The sequence below is a fragment of the Alphaproteobacteria bacterium genome (assembly GCA_035625915.1).
Taxonomy (GTDB): domain Bacteria; phylum Pseudomonadota; class Alphaproteobacteria; order JACZXZ01; family JACZXZ01; genus DATDHA01.
Genome location: DASPOR010000095.1, coordinates 1 through 17,229, shown reverse-complemented (window position 1 = coordinate 17,229; position 17,229 = coordinate 1). Strand labels below are relative to the sequence as shown.

Below are 17,229 nucleotides of genomic sequence, written 5' to 3'. Positions count from 1 at the left end.
AGACTCGGTTCGCCCTCCGGCCAGCGCATGACACCCTGTGCCGCCGGCATGATGGCGATGACTCGCTCGGCATCGCCCAGGAAGGGTCGCAAAAAAGGGGTCGCATAGCCAAATCCGAGCACGCGCTGGCCCCCAACCGAGGGCCAAATGCGACGCACGCGACGGCGTATCAGGCGGCGCGCCATTCGCCCGAGGCTTGAGCTGTAGAACTCGTGAAGATCGACGACGTCGCTCACCATGACGGGCGAGGATAACATAGGAAGATGGCATAGGTGCCATGCGCCGGGCTCGATGGCGGCGGGTGCCGATTGTGGTACGCTTCGGCGGAGGGTCCAACCAACTTTCTCCCCTGCTCCCGGAGCGCGCTATTCCGCCATGTCGATTCTGGAGATTAAGCTCGTTCCCTGCCTCAAGGATAATTACGCGTATTTGCTTCGCGATCCCGCGACCGCCGCGACCGGGGTGGTCGACCCGTCGGAAGCGGCCCCCGTCCTCCGTGCGCTCGAAGAGCACGGCTGGACGCTGACCCATATCCTCAACACGCATCATCATTGGGACCACACGGGCGGTAATCCGCAGCTCAAGGAAAAAACCGGCGCTGTCGTGGTCGGACCGAAGGCCGACGAAGCGCGCATCCCGATGATCGATCTCGCCCTCGAAGACGGGGAGACTTGGAATCTCGGAGAAGCCGAGGCGCGCGTGATCTTCATTCCCGGCCACACCCGCGGCCATATCGCGTTCTGGTTCCCGGAGAGCAAAGCGGTCTTTTGCGGCGATACCCTCTTCGCGATCGGCTGCGGCCGGCTTTTCGAAGGAACGCCGCAAGAGATGTGGCGCTCCCTCGGCAAGCTTCGCGCTCTGCCCGCGGACACGCGCGTCTATTGCGGCCACGAATACACCCAGGCAAATGCGCGCTTCGCCCTGACGGTCGAGCCCGGCAATGAAAGACTGCGCGCACGCGCCGCCGCCGTCGACGCCGCCCGGGCCAAGGGATTGGCGACCGTGCCGTCGACCATCGCCGAGGAAAGAGAGACGAACCCCTTCCTGCGAGCCGATCTGCCCGACCTCGCACGCGAAGTGGGGCTCGCGGGGGCTGATCCAGTGGCTGTCTTCGCCGAGGTGCGAAAGCGCAAGGATCGGTTTTGATCTATCGCTCTGAACCTCGCTCTTGATCGGACGCAAAATCAGGAGTTATGCATGAAGCTGCGATACTCTTCGGCCTCGCCATATGTCCGCAAGGTCCTCGCCGTCGCCTATGAGACGGGACTTGAAAGCAGGATCGAACGGGTGCCGACTGCCGTGTGGACGCCCGACACGGACATCGGCAAAGAGAACCCGCTCGGAAAGGTTCCCTCCCTCACGACCGACGAGGGTGACGTGCTCTACGATTCGCCGGTCATCTGCGAATATCTCGACAGTCTGCACAACGGTGCGAAGCTTTTCCCCCCCGCCGGGCCCGAACGTTGGAAATCGCTCAAGCTCCAATCGCTCGCGGACGGCATCCTCGATGCGGCGATCTTGCGTCGTCTCGAAGGGACCCAACGTCCGGTCGAGCAGCAATCCAAGAAATGGATGGACCGGCAGGCCCAGGCCGTCGAACGCGGCATGGATTCCCTCGAACGCCTGGTTGCCGGCTGGGGCGAAGCGCTCACGATCGGCCAAATCGCGGCAGCCTGCGCCTGTGGCTATCTCGATTTCCGCTTCGGTCACGAGGATTGGCGTTCCGACCGCGCCAAGCTCGCCGCCTGGTATGAGCGCTTTTCCAAGCGCCCGTCGATCCAGGCGACGGTGCCGCGGGATTGATCGCCATGGCGGGGCAGGCCCAGGCCGATGCGTTGATCGCGGCCCTCGGCCTTGCCCCGCATCCGGAAGGCGGCCACTACCGCGAGATTTACCGCGACCAGGCGCCCGACGGGGGCCGCGGCGCCGTCACTGAGATGTATTATCTACTGAAGGCGGGCGAACACTCCCACTGGCATCGCATCGATGCCATCGAGATTTGGCACTACTGTGCCGGCGACACCCTGGAACTGCGGATATCGGGGGACGGCGAAAGCGTTCTTGCCCATCGGCTCGGTCAACACGTTGAAGGGCACGAAAACCCGGTCGTCGTGGTGCCCGCCTATGCTTGGCAAGGAGCGCTTCCGCTCGGCGCCTATTGCCTCGTGGGGCGCACGGTAGCGCCCGCCTTCAGCTTTGCCGGCTTCGAGCTTGCGCCGCCCAGCTGGCAACCTGCAAAAGGCTGAGACGTCGTCGGGTAGGATCGAGCCCTCGCCTCCTCCTGTCCCTTGAAGGCGCATTGCCACACTTGTCGCGACGATCCGCGTCGGCGTATGCGATTGCCGAGACGCGCATGACTAGACCTCGCCCCTGGATTTCGGTCCGGAGGTCCGGCCGGCCCCGCTTCCGACGGAAAAAGAGAGGGCACGGTCCCCACTACGGCACCTCATCGCGGCGCCGTGGATGTCGCGAAGTGCTATTCCTCGACGATCAACTTGCCGTTCACGTCGCCGTGTCCATCGCCGCAGAAGATGTCGCAAAGATATTCGAAGGTGCCGGCCTTGTCCGGCGTGAAGGCGATTTTCGTGACCTTGCCCTTGTTGACGTCGCCGCGTACGCCGAAATCCGGGATACTGAAACCGTGGAGCCGGTCCTGCGACGTGATCTCGATTACGAGCGGCACGCCCTTCTTGGCGTGGATCTCCGTCACACTGTACGCGAACTTCTTCACCGTCATCTTGACGACTTGCGGTGCAGGGGCGGCGCCCACGGTCGCCGCCGCGGCGGCAATCGCAACAAAGGCTGCTGCACCGGTCAGCGCGGTCGGAATGCGTCGAATCATGCTCGGCTACTCCATTCAAAGGTCCCACGGGGACGCGGCCTGCCCAATGACTATTGAACCGCGGGAAGGGGCAAAAAATTCCCAGGCGGCAAAAAGTGAAGCCCTCGCCCGGGGGAGGCGAGGGCTTCTTTTTTGGGTCCACCCCGACATCCGCGTAAGCATAGCGGGGGAGCGGATATGCACACCTGGAATCGGCTCGCAATCGAGACAGCGAGCGCCGAAGCGGACCCTGGGGAACCGTTACTCCTCGACGACGAGCTTTCCGTTCACATCCTCATGCCCATCGCCGCAGAAGATGTCGCAGAGATAATCGAACTCGCCCGACTTGTCCGGCGTGAAGGTAACGCGCGCCACCTGTCCCGGATTGACGTCGGCGCGCACGTTGAAGTCCGGCAGGCTGAAGCCGTGCTGCCGATCCTGACTTGTAATCTCGATCACCACGGGCGTGCCCTTTTTGACGGTGATTTGCTTTACGCTGTATTCGAACTTCTTCACCGACAATTTGATGACTTGCGGCTCGGGTGCGGCCCCCACCGTCGCCGTCGCCGCCGCGATGGCGGCGAAGGTGACGATGCTGGCGAGACCGACCGCAATTCGTCGTGCCCCGATCGTCATGGCCCCTAGGCCTTCACCACGGGGAATTCGATGATCTCGATCTCCGCTTGCTTGAGCTGGTCTTCGACCCCGCGGAAGCCGAGGCCTTTATAGGGGGCCGCGGGATCCCACGGAATTGGCGCCTTCTTCGGCACGGAATGCGCGACTGGCAGCGGGAACATCAGGCCTTTTGCCGCGTGATGGGCGATGTGATCCGTCATGTAATGGTTTTCCTGGTGGATGTGGCCATAGAAAACCGTCACGTGCGGGAATGGCATCAGCATATCGATCGCCTTCTGGCCGTCCGGCGTGGCCCAGTCCCAATCGGCCGCTAGGTCGAAGAGCGGGCGGTGCGTGAAGACCACGATTTGCTGGTTCTTCTTGACCTTCTTGAGATCGGCGGCGAGCCAGGCAAGCTGCTTTTCGCCGATCATCGCCTTCGGATCGGAGACGTTGTCGATCGCGATGAAGTGCACGCCCTTGTGGTTGAACGAATAGTAAGTGGTCTTGTGGAAGTGCTTCTTGAAGGCCGCGCCATTGTCGAGGGAGGCGTCGTGCTCGCCGGCGAGGAAGTAGATCCGGTGACCCTTGAGACCCTTGATGATGATCTCCTTGGCCTCGACCATGCGGCGGTCGCGTTCCTTGTCGTCGTCGGTCGTGTGGGTGATGTCGCCCGTGAAGACGATGAAGTCCGGCTTTTCCGGCAGCGCATTGACTGCGTCAATCGCCTTGGGGAGCGTGCCCTTCGGGTCCGGATTGACCTTGTCGCCGGTGAAGCCCCAGTGGGTATCCGAGAGCTGCACGAAGTAGAATTCGCCTTTTTCCGCCGCGGCGGCGCTCGACACATAGCCGGGCAAGGACGAGGCGAATACAGCGCCGCCGCCCACGCCGGCCAACTTCAGAAAGTCGCGTTTCGAGATATTGGCTGTCATAGCCGTCTCCTTGATTCTGCTGCCGTTCCTGTCAATCTCGGACGAGTCCCGGGATAAGGAGCGGCGTGCCGGCTCCAACTCGGGACCCACCCTCGACCCAGGGGTGAACGTTCGGCGGGCAAACCGGCCCAAGGCCGATCGATAAGGGGATGACCTGAGGGGCCGCCGAAAAATTCCCGCTTCACGGAAGCGTGTTCGGTGCTAATAAAGCCCCGCCCGGCCGGGAATAAATCACGGCGATTTTGGGTATATTTGTGACAGGTGGAGACGATAAGGGCATGCCAGGCGACAGCAAGCGGGCTCGGTTCGAGCGCGAAATGCTTCCTCATCTGGATGCCGCGTACAATTTGGCGCGCTGGCTGTTGAGGGGAAGCGAGGACGCCCACGACGTGACCCAGGAGGCGATTCTTCGGGCCTTCAAATATTTCGATGGCTTTCACGGCGGAAACGCCAAGGCATGGTTGCTGAGTATCGTAAGGAACGGCTGCTACAGTTGGATCAAGAGTCGGCCGAAGACGGAATCGATGAGCGAGGATGACGAGGGACGGCTGAACCCGGAGCACGAGCGCGCACTCGAGGCGGCCGGGCACGGGATGCCGTCACCCGAAGCCCACCTGATCGAAAAGGCCGACCGCAAGCTGCTCCACGAGGGGCTCCAGGAGCTTCCGACCGATTATCGAGAAATCCTGATCCTGCGGGAGATCGAGGAGTTGAGCTACAAGGAGATCAGCGAAATCGCTAAAATCCCGATTGGTACCGTCATGTCGCGCCTTTCGCGCGCGCGCGCGCTCCTGCAGCAAAAGATCCTGAGCCGGCGCGCTGAGCTTGACGGAACGACCGGAGCCGGAGTGGCGCGATGAATTGCCTGGAGGCACGTGCGCTGATCGATGCATACGCCGATGGCGAGCTCGGGGTCGAGCGGAGTCTCGAACTCGAAGCGCACCTCGCGACCTGCCCGAGTTGCCAGGCCGAGCTTGAGAGCCGGCGTGCACTCGGCAAAGTCATGCGCGAGCGGCTCGAGTATCACGCAGCACCCTTGGCCCTTCACCAAGCAATCCGTGAGGAGTTGGCGCAGGAGGCTGTCGTTGCGTTTCCGGGCCGCACCTCGCGGCGCCAGGCGCCGCGCGAGTGGCTCCGCATCGCGGCATCCCTCGTCCTGGTAGCCGGGTTGAGTTCGGCGCTCACTTATTATTACACGGGGCCCAACGGTTCCGCTGCGACCGCGGACGAAGTCTTTGCGAGCCATGTCCGTGCGATGCAGTCCGACAACCGCCTCATCGACGTGGTTTCCACGGATCAGCACACCGTCAAGCCCTGGCTCGACGCCAGATTGGATTTCGGCGTTCCGGTCAAGGATCTCACCGCCTACGGCTTCGCGCTTGTGGGCGGCCGCGTCGATTACATCGGCGGGCGCACCGTGGCTGCCCTGATCTATCATTATCAGAAACATGTCCTCACGCTCTTCATCTGGCCGAGCGAGGGCAGCGCGCGCCCGATCCGCACGAGCGTGCACCGCGGCGAAAACATAGCCGAATGGTCGGACGGTTCGATGACCTATTGGGCGATTTCAGACGTTGCGAGCGGCGCCTTCCGCGAATTCTGTGATCGCTTCCAAGCGACCGAGCCCTCGCCTGAGCCCGGAGCGGCAGCGACCAAACCATAGTCGCGCGAGCGACGAGAGCCTACTTGCGGCAGCGACCAAACCATAGTCGCGCGAGCGACGAGAGCCTACTTGCGGCAGCGACCAAACCATAGTCGCGCGAGCGACTGGGCGATGGCGCGGCCCGCCGTCGCGCGTTCGGCGGGCCGGTGGCCGCGCCTGCGCTCAATACATGTGCTGGCCGCCGTTGATTGAAATCGTCGATCCCGTGATGAAACCTGCGTCGTCCGAAACAAGGAACAACACGCCGCGTGCGATTTCCTCGGCGTGGCCGAGACGGCCGATCGGAATGCGCGCCACGATTTTTTCCAGCACATTTGGCGGCACGGCGCGGACCATCTCGGTATCGATATAGCCGGGTGCGATGGCGTTCACCGTGATTCCCTTGGCAGCCCCTTCCTGGGCGAGCGCTTTGGTAAAGCCATGAATGCCCGACTTCGCTGCCGCGTAGTTGACCTGACCGTATTGGCCCGCCTGCCCGTTCACCGACCCGATATTCACGATGCGTCCGAAGCTTCGCGCACGCATACCCTCGATCACGACCCGGCACATATTGAAGCACGACGTGAGGTTGGTGGAGATTACCGCCGCCCATTGATCCGGGGTCATACGATGGAGCACGCTGTCCCGTGTGATTCCGGCGTTGTTGACCAGAATATCGATCGGACCGATCTCTTCCTCGATGCGCTTCACGGCGGCCTCGCAGGAGGGGTAGTCGCCGACGTCGAATTTGTATGCCGCAATGCCGGTCTCGCTGTTGAACTTCTGGGCCTTGACGTCGTCTCCCACGTAATTCGCGGCGACCTTGTACCCGGCATTCTTAAGCCCCTCGGAGATCGCCCGGCCGATGCCGCGCGTCCCGCCCGTCACAACCGCAACGCGTGCCATTTACCCCTCCCTATCCGATCGTTTGCCCTTGGACGATGAAACCACAAAAAGCAGCCGCCCGAAAGCGGCGGGCCCATCGCGGGATGACGACACCTCGTTCAGAAAAAATGTGCCGTGCGGTCGATTGGGCCTCCCATCGCTTGGCTGACGCATGCGGCATCGAAAGGGGCGGTCGCGATGACCGCCCCGTCGGAAGCATGGAATTCGAGATCGCCTGTCCGAGGGATGAGCCGTCAGCCGCGCTCGACGCACATGGCGATGCCCATCCCCCCGCCGATGCAGAGTGTCGCGAGGCCGCGCTTGGCGTTGCGCTTCTGCATCTCGAAGAGGAGCGTGGTCAACACGCGGCCACCGGAAGCCCCAATCGGATGGCCAAGCGCAATGGCGCCGCCATTGACGTTGACCTTGCTGGTGTCCCAACCGAGGTCCTTGTTGACGGCGCAAGCCTGGGCCGCGAACGCCTCGTTCGCTTCGATGAGGTCGAGATCGTCCTTCGACCAGCCCGCGCGTTTGAGGGCCATGCGGCTTGCGGGAATTGGGCCCGAACCCATGATCGCCGGATCGACGCCGGCGGTGGCCCAGGAGACGATCCTGGCGAGGGGCTTGATCCCCCGTTTGGCGGCTTCCTTGTCGGTCATCAGGACGAGAGCCGCAGCACCGTCGTTAATTCCGCTGGCGTTGCCGGCGGTGACCGAGCCGTTCTTGTCGAAAGCAGGACGCAGCTTCTGAAGGGCGTCGAGGGTCGTGCCGTGCTTCGGATATTCGTCGGCGTCGACCACTGTGTCGCCCTTGCGACCCTTGATCGTCACGGGGACGATCTCGTCCTTGAATCGTCCGGACTTCTGTGCCGCTTCCGCCTTCTGCTGGGAGGCGAGCGCGAAGTTGTCCTGCTGCTCGCGGGTGATCTGCCATTTCTGGGCGACGTTTTCGGCCGTATTGCCCATGTGGTAGCCGTTGAAGGCATCCCAAAGGCCGTCCTTGATCATCGTGTCGACGAACTCAAAATTGCCCATCCGCACGCCATTGCGCAAATGAGCGCAGTGGGGCGCTTGGCTCATGCTTTCCTGTCCACCGGCAACCACGATCCCGCTATCGCCGACTTTGATCGCCTGATAGCCGAGTGCCACCGTGCGCAGCCCGGAGCCGCAGAGCTGATTGACGGCGTAAGCCGTTTTTTCGACCGGGATGCCGGCCGCGATGGCGGCTTGGCGAGCCGGGTTCTGGCCGGTGGCGGCGGTAAGGATCTGACCCATGATCACTTCGTCGACCTCGCCCGTTTCGACCTTCGCGCGCTTAAGCGCTTCGCGGATTGCGATCGTGCCAAGATAGGATGCCGACACGCTGCTCAAAGCGCCGTTGAAGGCGCCAATCGCGGTCCGCGCTGCGGCGGCAATAACGACGTCGTTCATGGAATGATCCTCCTCAGTCGGTGCGAACTGCTCCCCTAATCTATTCGTGTTTATATGGCTGTTGCACCTGCGAAGGCAAGGAAGGGCGGCGGAGCCTTGGGACGAGCCAATCGGCAATCGGCCGCCAAGCGCCCGCCTCGGCCCCAGCACTCACCATCATCCCGATATGGCCGAGATTCGGCTGCATCCGGTCGGCGCCGGGAATAAGCCGCGCCAAGGCGTCCGCCGAAGCTGGCGGCACGATCCGATCCTGCGAGGGGACCAGGATCAACGTCGGGCATGCAATCTCGCGCGGATCGACGATCTCGCCCGCAACGCGCCAAGTGCCGTTGCCGGGCGTGTTATCGCCATACCAACCGACGAGGCATTCGCGTGCGACTTTGGCCGGCAGTGGCACACCGTCATTGAGCCAATCTTCGAGAGCGACGAACGCGAGCTCGCGCGCCGAGCCCGGCTCGAATTCCGCAAAGCGAAGGAATTTGCGCGGCGCCAGATAAGGATCGAGCAAGTAAAACAGCGCTTGGAGGATGTCGGTCGAAAGCTCGCCGAGGCGGTCGGCGAGGGCGAGAAGCGGCACCGAGAATGCGGCAATCGCGCGCGCAAGCTCGGGCCGGTCGGCGTGAAAATCCCACGGCGTCGCGAGGAGGGCGAGGGCTGCGACATCGCGCGGCCGACGGTGCGCGAGGGCGAGGGCGAGATTGCCGCCCATACAATAGCCAGCAACTCCCACCGGGCCGCGCGCAAGCCTTATGGCGACGTCGAGCGCGCGCTCGAGCCGGCCTGCGATGAAATCGCCGAGATCGAAGCCGCGTTCGATCTCGCCGGGCCTTCCCCAATCGACGAGGAGCGGGCGAATACCGTGAGCAGCGACCCAGCGCAGAAAGCTGTTGCCTTCCGCGAGATCGAGAATATAGGCACGGTTGACCAGGGAGGGGACGAAAAGTGCAATCGGCAGAGCCTTTCGCCGGCCCTTAGCACGCCCAGCCTCGCCGACGCCAAAATCGAGAAGGCGGGTAGCACCATCGGTCCAGATCGTTGGCGCTGGCGTCAGATCGCGGTGGTAGGGATGGTGGCGGTAGCGTTCCACGCCTGCCAGATAACGCTCCAGGCGATGGTTGATTTCACGGTCGAGCGCGCGAGCGAAGGCGTCAGGTGCGACGGCGTCGAGGTTTCTTCGAAGCTCTGTCGCCGCCGGCAGCAGTTCCGGCCTCCACGGCAGCGAGCCGTTCATCAAGAGCGGCAAGGCGCCGCGCGAGCTCAGCCACGTCCACGCTGCCGTCCCCAGATGAAGTTCCAGCGGACGCGGCCCGAGGCGTCGGCGAGCGGTCCGATCGACCCCGGTTTTCGCGTCGCTCCTCTGACGATCCGCCATGACCCCCATCCGCAGTCGAGGGAAAATCCCGCGGCGAAAACTGGTTGATGCCGGGCATCAATCCGGCGAACATCGCACCACCGGCCTGGTTCCAGGCCGCGAACCAGCGTGCGAACGCGTCCGCCAGCTCCGGGTCGGCAGCCATTGCCGCCCACTGTTCCTGCCAAAGATCGAGATAGCGACGGACCAGACGCTCGAGTTCGGACGGCTCTGACATCGGTTTCGAGTATAACGAACCACCTCATCCGCGGCCAGTGACGCAACCCTCGCTGAGGCGCTTTGCGCATTGTACGCGGACATCAAGAATCTTGCGCGCTGCAGCATAAATAGAATTATACTGGCCCCGGCGAGACAAGTTCCAAATTCCTGCAAGTGGCGCGAACATGGCTGGAACGGACGACGGCGCTCAAACACCGATCACAATCAAGAAATACGCCAACCGGCGCCTCTACAACACGGCGACCAGCAGTTACGTAACGCTGGACGACTTGTGTCTGATGGTAAAACAAAACAAGGATTTCGTCGTCTACGACGCCAAGACTGGCGAGGATATTACGCGCTCCGTTCTGACGCAGATCATCGTCGAGGAGGAGGCCAAAGGCCAGGCCCTCCTGCCGATCAGTTTCCTGCGCCAGCTCATCGGCTTCTACGGCGATAGCCTCGGCGGCATGCTGCCGCGCTATCTCGAATCGAGCATGAAGGCGTTCGCCCAGAACCAGGAGAAGTTCCGCACTTACATGAAAGGCGCATTCGACGGTTTCTTCCCCTTCGGCTCGCTCGAGGAGCTGAGCCGCCAGAACGTGTCGATGATGGAACGCGCCATGAAGATGTTCACGCCCTTCTCGGGCGAAGCCAGCGATCAAGCGAAGACGAAGGAAGCGGAGGACGGCGAAGCGACCAAGCTCGAGGAGCTGCGCGGCAAAATCGATGCGCTGCAGCGCCAGCTCGAGGAACTCGGCAAGAGCGGCAAGGGCTGAGGCCGGGCCTCTACGGGTTACGCCTGAAGCCGACGATAGTCCGATTCGGAGTGGCCGATCTCGACACGCGATCTTTGAATCCGCCAGTCCGGGTCGACAATCGGCTTGCCGAAGTGCCAGCCCTGTAGATAGGCGACCCCCTCGGCCTCCAGCAGGCGCGCATCCGCTTCCGTCTCGACGCATTCCGCGACAGCACCCAGACCGAACCCCTCGGCGAGGCCGATCAGGGTACGGATGAAAAGCTGATTGTCGAAATTCTCCGAGAGCTTGCGCACGAAAGCGCCATCGATCTTCACGATGTCCACCGTGAGAGCCTTCAAGTGCCGGAACGAGGTATAGCCGGCGCCGAAATCGTCGAGGGCGACCTTGCAGCCGAGGTCGCGGAGCGCTCGAACGAAACGCGCCATCTCCTCGATATCGGGAATCGCCACCGTCTCCGTGATTTCGACAAGGAGCCGTTCGGCGATGTCGGGTCTGCCCTTGACAAGCGAGGTGAGCAGGCGAAGCCACGAGCGGTCGAAGATCGTGATGCTCGAGACGTTGACGGCAAGGCTCACGTGGCGATGGAGGGCGAGATCGGCGATCACGAGTTCAAGGGCGCGTCGGTCGATCGAGCGTATGAGGCCGAGGCGTTCGACGACCGGAATGAAATCCGCCGCGGGGGCAAGAGTGCCGTTTTCGCGCTCGAGCCGCATGAGGCACTCGTAATAGGCGACCGCGTGGGTCGACGCCGTCACGATCGGTTGATAGGCAAAAACCAGCCGCCCTGCCTTGAGCGCCGACTGAACCTCGTCGAGGATGCCGAGTTGTCGGCGGTGATTGTCCCGCTCCGCCGGTGTCGAGCGGTAGCAGACGAAGTTGTCGACCCCGGTTTGTTGTGCTGCGTGAAGTGCGAGCTCGCATTTGGCGATCGCATCGTGCACCGTGCGGGCATCGGCGGGAAACGTGACGCAGCCGAGCGAGACGGTCACGTGAATGGCCCCCGAAGCCGTCTCGACGGGGTGTGCCCGCACACATTCGAGAATCTTCTCGGCCGCGACGGGGACTTCCACTTCGCCGCATTGGGGAAGTACGGCGCCAAAGCTGTCGTCGCCGGTCCGGCCGATCGCATCGCTCGCGCGTAAGCAGGAGTCGAGCCGGTTTCCGACCTCGACGATCACGCGATTGACGGTCGCCGGATCGTAGACCTCGTTGAGGAGGGCCAACCGATCGATGCCGATGACGAAATAGGCCCCACTCACGTCGTAGCGTGCTGCGTAGACGAGCGCCTGGTTCAGCGCCTCGCGCAATCGCTGGCGGTTATAATGGCCGGTCAGATCGTCGTGACTTGCCAGGCGTTCGAGACGCGCCTGCGCCTCGCGCCGTGCCGTGACGATGCGCAGGATGCCGTGCATGCGCAAGGAAACGCCGTTGCGGTCGAAATCCGCAGCCCCTCGATCGTGCACCCAATGGAACTCACCGTCGTCCGCACGCACGCGAAATTCGCATTCATAGCGCTCGCGCGTCGCCATGTGGTTGGCAAGCGCCATGCGCCGGGCAGGAATGTCCTCGGGGTTGAGACGGCGTTCGAAGCCCTCGCCGGACATGGCCGATTCGAGGCTGGCGATCCCGAGGGCCGCCGCAGCCCCTTCTATCCAGGTAAGCCGGTCGGTTGCCAGATCCCATGTGTAGAGAATATCGCCCGAGGCCGCGAGTGCCGCCTTGAGCCGGATCAGTTCCCCGTCTTCTTCGCCTGTTGCGCGCAATGCGTCCTGCATTGAGCTCGACTCCTACCTGAAGGGCGGCACTGTCCTAATTGGACGCCGGGGTGTCGGGGACACCGGATGAATATCCGATATCGACGATAGGGCCGGGGCTCTTAAGGATTGATTAAAAAAGCCCGCAACGGCGCGTTTTGCCGTGCGGAGAGGTTGACGCAAGCACACCTATCCATAGCATGCATGGTTAATGGTCGATGACGAACGACGCGATACCCGCCGTGCGCATTCGCCAAGCATTCGAGCTCAGGCAAGCGGCACGGCAGCGCACGGGCAAACCGTCGCTGGCCCCGCGGGGGCGATGAAATCCGCCCAGATCGCATTGTGATGCTCGATGATTTTCTCGGCGGTCAGATGGAGCCTGTTCGACGTGGTATGGCCGTCCGCCGGAACGATCGTCGGATAGCTCCGCGCGAGCGCACTGCGGACCGTGGTGTCCACGCAGTAGTCCGTGGCGCATCCCGCGAGAATGAGCCGCTCGATGCCCTTCGAGCGAAGAAAATCCTCGAGGCTTGTGTTCAGAAAGGCATCGCACGAGGATTTCCGGATCACCGTGTCGCCAGGGCGAAAATCGAGGTCGGGAAGAAGACGCCACCCGGGCTCGTCCGGGTGATGCGGATCGCCCCGCGGTCCGTCGTGCTGAACGAACACAACCGCCCCGTTCTTCGAACGAACGGTGCTGGCCAAGCCATTGAGCCGTCTGACAAGGCCGACGGCGTCGTGCTTTGGCGTCGCCGATGTGAACGACCCCTGCTGCAGGTCGATGATGACGAGTGCACTCTTCATTTGTCGGACCGCCAGAATGCGTCACCTCTCTAAGGCGGATCGGCGGCCCTGTCCAGTCCGCTTCAGCGCATAGCTCATGGACGTGACACAATCCTGCGCGCCGATATCGCCGCAGCCACTGTCGGCATGGCGATTTCCTTCAGCAAACAGGAAAATCACTGTAAAGGCCCGGAAATTTCGGAAATATACTTTGTCGTTGTTAATAAAAATTAACTATGACGTGATTTTTTCTGTTAACTTATTTTCTTCACTTGTATTTGTCTAAAGTTTTTGTAATATAGTCTTTGAGAGGATTGTGGATTGGCGACGCAACCGGCATCGAGAGCGCTTTTCCTCGCACCGCTTCCGCAAGCGGCACCGGAACGGACGCGGCCGAATGCGACCGAGGGTCTGGATCGCTCGAGTGCGTTTGCCGCGACTTACGATGCGGGCGCCAGCCACGTTCCCCCGTTTCAAATTCTCGACGTCGACGACGCAGGCAGCGACGCCGCCAATCTCGCCGGCAAGGCGCCGCCGACATTCAATGCCGCGATTCCGAGCGCGGCAGATAGCGGCCCTCCGACGCCACTTCAAGCCAGCACCTTCCTCGCCCAGCAATTCACGCAGGAGGGTCTCTCGGAGGGCGTCTATATCGACCCGCATCCGGCGGGCATTGCCGCTTACCGCGACGTGCTGAACGCCGTCGCGATTCACAACAACGGCGCTGCCGGGGTCGACCTTCACGTCTGAGCACGACGTTGCGGGAATTCGGTCATTCCGCCATAGTGCGCGCCGATGACGACCGACGACGCCTCCGAGGATGACAGTCGGGCCGGTGCCGCAGGGCCGGTCGGCGACACCCTCTCGCCGTGCATCGGCGTCTGCCGCCTCGATCCCGCGACCGGCCGTTGCCTCGGCTGCCGTCGCACGATCGCGGAGATCGCGGCGTGGTCCGGCCTCTCGCCGCGCGAGCGCGCCGCGATCGTGGCGCGCCTCAGAGAAAGCGCCAAATAGCCCGCTATCGTTTGCTGGCGTACCATCGAATCGCCCGCCGGCTCGGTTGAGATCGGTCCCCAAAAAGGTTAGAAGGAGGCCGCTTTCAGTCGGCCGGGGCGCCTCTTTCCCGGCCATGGAGTGCGCATGAGCAGTGCCGATATGCGGGCGAACGCCGAACCGATAAAGCCGAAATATTCCGTCGCTATCACGGTCTATAACGAAGAAGACAACATCGATCCCGTGGTCGCGGAACTCTATCCCGTGATGGAGCGCCTTGGAGAGTCGTTCGAAGTCGTCTATTGCGACGACGCGAGCACCGACCGCACGCCCGAGCGCCTGCGCGCCGCGCAAGCGCGCCATGACAATCTTCGCGTGGTGCGCCATCGCGAGAACCGCGGCAAGAGTGTCGCACTTTGGTCCGCGGTCGACGCGGCGGCGGGGGATTGGCTTGTGATGTTCGACGGCGACGGCCAGAACGATCCTGCCGACATTCCGCGCCTCATCGAGCGAATGGCGGCCCAATCCGCGCGGCCAGCACTGCGCATGGTCGCGGGCGTGCGCTGGCGGCGGCGGGATACCCGGCTCAAGCGCTGGTCCTCGATCGTTGCGAATAAGATCCGCAGCGGCGTGCTCAGCGATCGCACGCCCGACACCGGATGCGGGCTCAAGCTTTGCCGGCGCGATTCGTTCCTGCGCCTGCCGCGCTTCGATCACAGTCATCGCTTCCTGCCCGCCCTCATTCAGCGCGACGGCGGCGAGGTGGATTTCATCGACGTGGCGGACCGCGCGCGGCTCTCCGGTCAATCGAAATACGGATTGCGGAATCGGCTGCTGACCGGAATCGTCGACCTGCTCGGCGTCTATTGGCTGATGCGGCGTCCGGCCACGGCGACCATCGATTGCGAGGAGTGAGGAATGTTGGCGGATAAGATTTGGATGGCTGTGGGTTTCGTTGGTCAGGGCATGTTCTTCACGCGCTTCGTCGTGCAATGGATTGCGAGCGAGCGCAAGCGTCAGAGCGTCATTCCCATGCCGTTCTGGTATTTCAGCATCGCGGGGGCGGCGGTCAGCCTTGTCTATGCGATCCATATCCAAAGCTGGCCGTTCACACTCGGCCAGGCATGCGGCTTTGTCGTCTATTTCCGCAACCTCTATCTGATCAATCGCGGCAAGCGTGAGGTCGCCGCCTGATCGAAGCATTCGCGGGGCTTGGGGATGGCCGTCAAATCCGGAAGGAATGACAAGACGACACGGGCGAAGGTCACGCGCGACCCCGCCGATTGGGATCGGGATTATCGGGCCGGGCGATGGACGTATCTGACCGAGCCTCGCGAGCAAGCGCGCCTTGCGGTCGCGGCCCTCTACGTCCATCTCTTCGGCCCGGGGGCGGTACTCGACATCGGCTGCGGTGCGGGGCAGCTTTTCCACTTGCTCGACCGCACGCGCGTTACGTCCTACATGGGCGTCGATTTTTCGGCAGCCGCCATCGAAGCGGCAAGGGCGGACCCTTCCGTTACAACCTTCGTTCACGCCTCGGCGGAAACCTTCACGCCACCGGCAGGCGTTTTGTTCAATTCGATCCTTTTCAATGAGGTCGCCTATTTCATCGAAGATCCCCTCGAGGAACTGCATCGCTATGCCACGTTCCTCGCCCCGGATGGCGTGCTGATCCTCTCGATCACCCGTGCCGTCCTCGAAGGCGGGAGTCGAGACGACAAAATGAACGCGCTTTGGACCGCCCTCGACGAGGGGCCGTGGCAATCCCTCGACGAGGTGTTCGTCAACCACCGTGCCTCCGGCAATAGCTGGCGCCTGCGCGCCCTTCGCCCGTCCATCGGCTCGGCGCCCACTTCGGCGTGAGGTTTCACTAAATGTCCTCACCCTGAGGAGGTGCGCAGCGCCGTATCGAAGGGTGAGGCGCGCGCCCTCATGGTTCGAGACGGCTGCCTTTTTTTGCGTGACGCAGAAGAAGGCGCGCGAAGCGCGCCGGCAGCCTCCTCACCATGAGGATTATTTTATCTCTAATGTCCTCACCATGAGGAGGTGCGCAGCGCCGTATCGAAGGGTGAGGCCCCGTGGTCGCGCGGGATTTGACGCGCTTCTCTATTCTCGTCATGCGCGGGCTTGACCCGCGCTTCCACGCCTTGCGAATGGCACCGCCAAGGACATGGATGCCCGGGTCAAGCCCGGGCATGACGGGAGTGGGTGGCGGTCGGTTCGCCTCCATTCGTCATGGCCGGGCTTGACCCGGCCATCCACGTGTTCGGGCATCCACGATGACGGGCTTGCCTAGAACTTCACCCGCAACCCCGCCGAAATGGTGTGGCTTGTGAAATTGCTCTGGAGCTGGGCGTCGTAATTGACGAAGAGGCTCACGTCCCGGCTCCACTCGTTGGTGACGCCCACGCCCAAGAGGCCCGTGTCGGCTCCGAAGCGGGAGCTTACGACGGTGAACCGGCCGCCCGGCGTGTCGGCGAAGGCAACGCCCACCTTGGCGCGGTCGTCGAGATATTCGTGCTGCCAGATGCCGTGCGCCTCGGGCACGAAGACACCCTCCCGTTCCGTCTCGAGCCGGAGCGCGGCGCGCGCACCGAAGGAGGAGGTGAGGCTGTCGGTGTTCGTGCCGTTGAAGTCGAGATCGGCGGCCCCCGCCCCGCTTTCGACCGAGCCGTCGGTGTGGAGGTGGGTGTAGGCGAAGCCGGCAAGCGGGGTGAGGGTGAGGGGTTTCGCGAGGTCCGGGTGGAGGGCGTAGCCGGTCTCGCCGGCAACGCCAATAACCTGACCGTTCGGACTGCTCTTGGCGGTTTCGGCGAAGCCGGGGAAGGTGACATTGCGCTTGATGTCGAAGGTATCGACCCCGAAGGTGCCGAGCGCACTCGCGTACCAATCGCCGAGCTGGTAGCGGCCATAGGGCGAGATGGAGTAGTCGGCGATCTGGCTGAAGCCCGCGTTGTCGTTGAAGGTGACAGTCACCCACTCCCGTCATGCCCGGGCTGAACACTTGACCCGGGCATCCACACGAACGGAGAAGTCCGAA

The 17,229-nt window shown here is 62.9% G+C and carries 21 protein-coding genes; 11 read left to right on the top strand and 10 right to left on the bottom strand.

What is annotated here, in order from left to right; all coding sequences use genetic code 11:
* The coding region (locus VEJ16_07585; GenBank protein HYB09515.1) for a methyltransferase type 11 at positions 1-239 on the bottom strand (239 nt) is incomplete at its 3' end.
* Positions 240-375: 136 nt separating this feature from the next.
* Between VEJ16_07585 and gloB the strand changes: the two genes are divergently transcribed.
* Genes gloB through VEJ16_07570 form a run of 3 tightly spaced genes read left to right on the top strand, consistent with a single transcriptional unit; the run spans position 376 to position 2,246 of the window.
* Positions 376-1,146 carry a hydroxyacylglutathione hydrolase gene (gloB, locus tag VEJ16_07580; protein ID HYB09514.1) on the top strand — a complete coding sequence of 257 codons (771 nt, stop codon included), beginning with the start codon at positions 376-378 and terminating at the stop codon, positions 1,144-1,146.
* A 51-nt stretch (positions 1,147-1,197) separates the two neighbouring features.
* The gene (locus VEJ16_07575) at positions 1,198-1,803 is read left to right on the top strand and encodes a glutathione S-transferase N-terminal domain-containing protein (GenBank protein ID HYB09513.1); all 606 of its coding nucleotides are present in this window, start codon (positions 1,198-1,200) and stop codon (positions 1,801-1,803) included.
* Positions 1,804-1,808: 5 nt separating this feature from the next.
* Positions 1,809-2,246 carry a cupin domain-containing protein gene (locus VEJ16_07570; protein HYB09512.1) on the top strand — a complete coding sequence of 146 codons (438 nt, stop codon included), beginning with the start codon at positions 1,809-1,811 and terminating at the stop codon, positions 2,244-2,246.
* 230 nt (positions 2,247-2,476) lie between these two features.
* On the opposite strand, the gene VEJ16_07565 is transcribed toward VEJ16_07570, so the two are convergent.
* The 3 genes from VEJ16_07565 to VEJ16_07555 all read right to left on the bottom strand — a co-directional run bounded on the left by VEJ16_07565 (position 2,477) and on the right by VEJ16_07555 (position 4,368).
* Positions 2,477-2,842 carry a cupredoxin domain-containing protein gene (locus tag VEJ16_07565; GenBank protein HYB09511.1) on the bottom strand — a complete coding sequence of 122 codons (366 nt, stop codon included), beginning with the start codon at positions 2,840-2,842 and terminating at the stop codon, positions 2,477-2,479.
* A gap of 240 nt (positions 2,843-3,082) precedes the next feature.
* Positions 3,083-3,457 carry a cupredoxin domain-containing protein gene (locus VEJ16_07560; GenBank protein ID HYB09510.1) on the bottom strand — a complete coding sequence of 125 codons (375 nt, stop codon included), beginning with the start codon at positions 3,455-3,457 and terminating at the stop codon, positions 3,083-3,085.
* Between the two features lie 5 nt (positions 3,458-3,462).
* A complete protein-coding gene (locus VEJ16_07555) occupies positions 3,463-4,368 on the bottom strand; it encodes a metallophosphoesterase (protein ID HYB09509.1) in 906 nt (301 codons plus the stop codon).
* 278 nt (positions 4,369-4,646) lie between these two features.
* On the opposite strand from VEJ16_07555, the gene VEJ16_07550 reads away from it, so the two are divergent.
* Positions 4,647-5,228 carry a sigma-70 family RNA polymerase sigma factor gene (locus VEJ16_07550; protein HYB09508.1) on the top strand — a complete coding sequence of 194 codons (582 nt, stop codon included), beginning with the start codon at positions 4,647-4,649 and terminating at the stop codon, positions 5,226-5,228.
* Positions 5,225-6,031 carry an anti-sigma factor gene (locus tag VEJ16_07545; GenBank protein ID HYB09507.1) on the top strand — a complete coding sequence of 269 codons (807 nt, stop codon included), beginning with the start codon at positions 5,225-5,227 and terminating at the stop codon, positions 6,029-6,031. Before VEJ16_07550 ends, VEJ16_07545 begins: the two co-directional genes overlap by 4 nt.
* A gap of 162 nt (positions 6,032-6,193) precedes the next feature.
* On the opposite strand, the gene phbB is transcribed toward VEJ16_07545, so the two are convergent.
* From phbB to VEJ16_07530, 3 genes are all read right to left on the bottom strand, one after another.
* Complete coding sequence (gene phbB, locus VEJ16_07540) at positions 6,194-6,916, bottom strand: acetoacetyl-CoA reductase (GenBank protein ID HYB09506.1); 723 nt, start codon at positions 6,914-6,916, stop codon at positions 6,194-6,196.
* Positions 6,917-7,149: 233 nt separating this feature from the next.
* Entirely contained in the window at positions 7,150-8,325 is a 1,176-nt protein-coding gene (locus VEJ16_07535; protein HYB09505.1) for an acetyl-CoA C-acetyltransferase, read from the bottom strand.
* Positions 8,326-8,365: 40 nt separating this feature from the next.
* Positions 8,366-9,697: an alpha/beta fold hydrolase gene (locus VEJ16_07530; GenBank protein HYB09504.1), complete on the bottom strand. Its 1,332-nt coding sequence runs from the start codon at positions 9,695-9,697 to the stop codon at positions 8,366-8,368.
* A gap of 383 nt (positions 9,698-10,080) precedes the next feature.
* Between VEJ16_07530 and phaR the strand changes: the two genes are divergently transcribed.
* Positions 10,081-10,674: a polyhydroxyalkanoate synthesis repressor PhaR gene (phaR, locus tag VEJ16_07525; protein ID HYB09503.1), complete on the top strand. Its 594-nt coding sequence runs from the start codon at positions 10,081-10,083 to the stop codon at positions 10,672-10,674.
* A 17-nt stretch (positions 10,675-10,691) separates the two neighbouring features.
* Here phaR and VEJ16_07520 read toward each other — a convergent pair whose 3' ends face one another.
* Together VEJ16_07520 and VEJ16_07515 are read right to left on the bottom strand one after the other, a co-directional pair.
* Positions 10,692-12,431, bottom strand: coding sequence for an EAL domain-containing protein (locus VEJ16_07520; GenBank protein ID HYB09502.1), 1,740 nt, complete (start codon positions 12,429-12,431; stop codon positions 10,692-10,694).
* 246 nt (positions 12,432-12,677) lie between these two features.
* A complete protein-coding gene (locus VEJ16_07515; GenBank protein ID HYB09501.1) occupies positions 12,678-13,217 on the bottom strand; it encodes a cysteine hydrolase family protein in 540 nt (179 codons plus the stop codon).
* A gap of 300 nt (positions 13,218-13,517) precedes the next feature.
* Between VEJ16_07515 and VEJ16_07510 the strand changes: the two genes are divergently transcribed.
* From VEJ16_07510 to VEJ16_07490, 5 genes are all read left to right on the top strand, one after another.
* Positions 13,518-13,946 carry a hypothetical protein gene (locus VEJ16_07510; GenBank protein ID HYB09500.1) on the top strand — a complete coding sequence of 143 codons (429 nt, stop codon included), beginning with the start codon at positions 13,518-13,520 and terminating at the stop codon, positions 13,944-13,946.
* Between the two features lie 45 nt (positions 13,947-13,991).
* Positions 13,992-14,210: a DUF1289 domain-containing protein gene (locus tag VEJ16_07505; GenBank protein ID HYB09499.1), complete on the top strand. Its 219-nt coding sequence runs from the start codon at positions 13,992-13,994 to the stop codon at positions 14,208-14,210.
* A 126-nt stretch (positions 14,211-14,336) separates the two neighbouring features.
* Complete coding sequence (locus VEJ16_07500) at positions 14,337-15,104, top strand: glycosyltransferase family 2 protein (protein ID HYB09498.1); 768 nt, start codon at positions 14,337-14,339, stop codon at positions 15,102-15,104.
* A gap of 3 nt (positions 15,105-15,107) precedes the next feature.
* Positions 15,108-15,383 carry a lipid-A-disaccharide synthase N-terminal domain-containing protein gene (locus tag VEJ16_07495; protein ID HYB09497.1) on the top strand — a complete coding sequence of 92 codons (276 nt, stop codon included), beginning with the start codon at positions 15,108-15,110 and terminating at the stop codon, positions 15,381-15,383.
* 24 nt (positions 15,384-15,407) lie between these two features.
* Positions 15,408-16,052: a class I SAM-dependent methyltransferase gene (locus VEJ16_07490; GenBank protein HYB09496.1), complete on the top strand. Its 645-nt coding sequence runs from the start codon at positions 15,408-15,410 to the stop codon at positions 16,050-16,052.
* A gap of 429 nt (positions 16,053-16,481) precedes the next feature.
* On the opposite strand, the gene VEJ16_07485 is transcribed toward VEJ16_07490, so the two are convergent.
* Positions 16,482-17,165 carry an autotransporter outer membrane beta-barrel domain-containing protein gene (locus VEJ16_07485; GenBank protein HYB09495.1) on the bottom strand — a complete coding sequence of 228 codons (684 nt, stop codon included), beginning with the start codon at positions 17,163-17,165 and terminating at the stop codon, positions 16,482-16,484.
* Positions 17,166-17,229: the final 64 nt, after the last annotated feature.

Bases quoted from the DNA above. Each gene is read 5' to 3' on its own strand.
- gloB (HYB09514.1), top strand. From the start codon at position 376: ATGTCGATTCTGGAGATTAAGCTCGTTCCCTGCCTCAAGGATAATTAC.
- VEJ16_07575 (HYB09513.1), top strand. From the start codon at position 1,198: ATGAAGCTGCGATACTCTTCGGCCTCGCCATATGTCCGCAAGGTCCTC.
- VEJ16_07570 (HYB09512.1), top strand. From the start codon at position 1,809: ATGGCGGGGCAGGCCCAGGCCGATGCGTTGATCGCGGCCCTCGGCCTT.
- VEJ16_07565 (HYB09511.1), bottom strand. From the start codon at position 2,842: ATGATTCGACGCATTCCGACCGCGCTGACCGGTGCAGCAGCCTTTGTT.
- VEJ16_07560 (HYB09510.1), bottom strand. From the start codon at position 3,457: ATGACGATCGGGGCACGACGAATTGCGGTCGGTCTCGCCAGCATCGTC.
- VEJ16_07555 (HYB09509.1), bottom strand. From the start codon at position 4,368: ATGACAGCCAATATCTCGAAACGCGACTTTCTGAAGTTGGCCGGCGTG.
- VEJ16_07550 (HYB09508.1), top strand. From the start codon at position 4,647: ATGCCAGGCGACAGCAAGCGGGCTCGGTTCGAGCGCGAAATGCTTCCT.
- VEJ16_07545 (HYB09507.1), top strand. From the start codon at position 5,225: ATGAATTGCCTGGAGGCACGTGCGCTGATCGATGCATACGCCGATGGC.
- phbB (HYB09506.1), bottom strand. From the start codon at position 6,916: ATGGCACGCGTTGCGGTTGTGACGGGCGGGACGCGCGGCATCGGCCGG.
- VEJ16_07535 (HYB09505.1), bottom strand. From the start codon at position 8,325: ATGAACGACGTCGTTATTGCCGCCGCAGCGCGGACCGCGATTGGCGCC.
- VEJ16_07530 (HYB09504.1), bottom strand. From the start codon at position 9,697: ATGGCGGATCGTCAGAGGAGCGACGCGAAAACCGGGGTCGATCGGACC.
- phaR (HYB09503.1), top strand. From the start codon at position 10,081: ATGGCTGGAACGGACGACGGCGCTCAAACACCGATCACAATCAAGAAA.
- VEJ16_07520 (HYB09502.1), bottom strand. From the start codon at position 12,431: ATGCAGGACGCATTGCGCGCAACAGGCGAAGAAGACGGGGAACTGATC.
- VEJ16_07515 (HYB09501.1), bottom strand. From the start codon at position 13,217: ATGAAGAGTGCACTCGTCATCATCGACCTGCAGCAGGGGTCGTTCACA.
- VEJ16_07505 (HYB09499.1), top strand. From the start codon at position 13,992: ATGACGACCGACGACGCCTCCGAGGATGACAGTCGGGCCGGTGCCGCA.
- VEJ16_07500 (HYB09498.1), top strand. From the start codon at position 14,337: ATGAGCAGTGCCGATATGCGGGCGAACGCCGAACCGATAAAGCCGAAA.
- VEJ16_07495 (HYB09497.1), top strand. From the start codon at position 15,108: ATGTTGGCGGATAAGATTTGGATGGCTGTGGGTTTCGTTGGTCAGGGC.
- VEJ16_07490 (HYB09496.1), top strand. From the start codon at position 15,408: ATGGCCGTCAAATCCGGAAGGAATGACAAGACGACACGGGCGAAGGTC.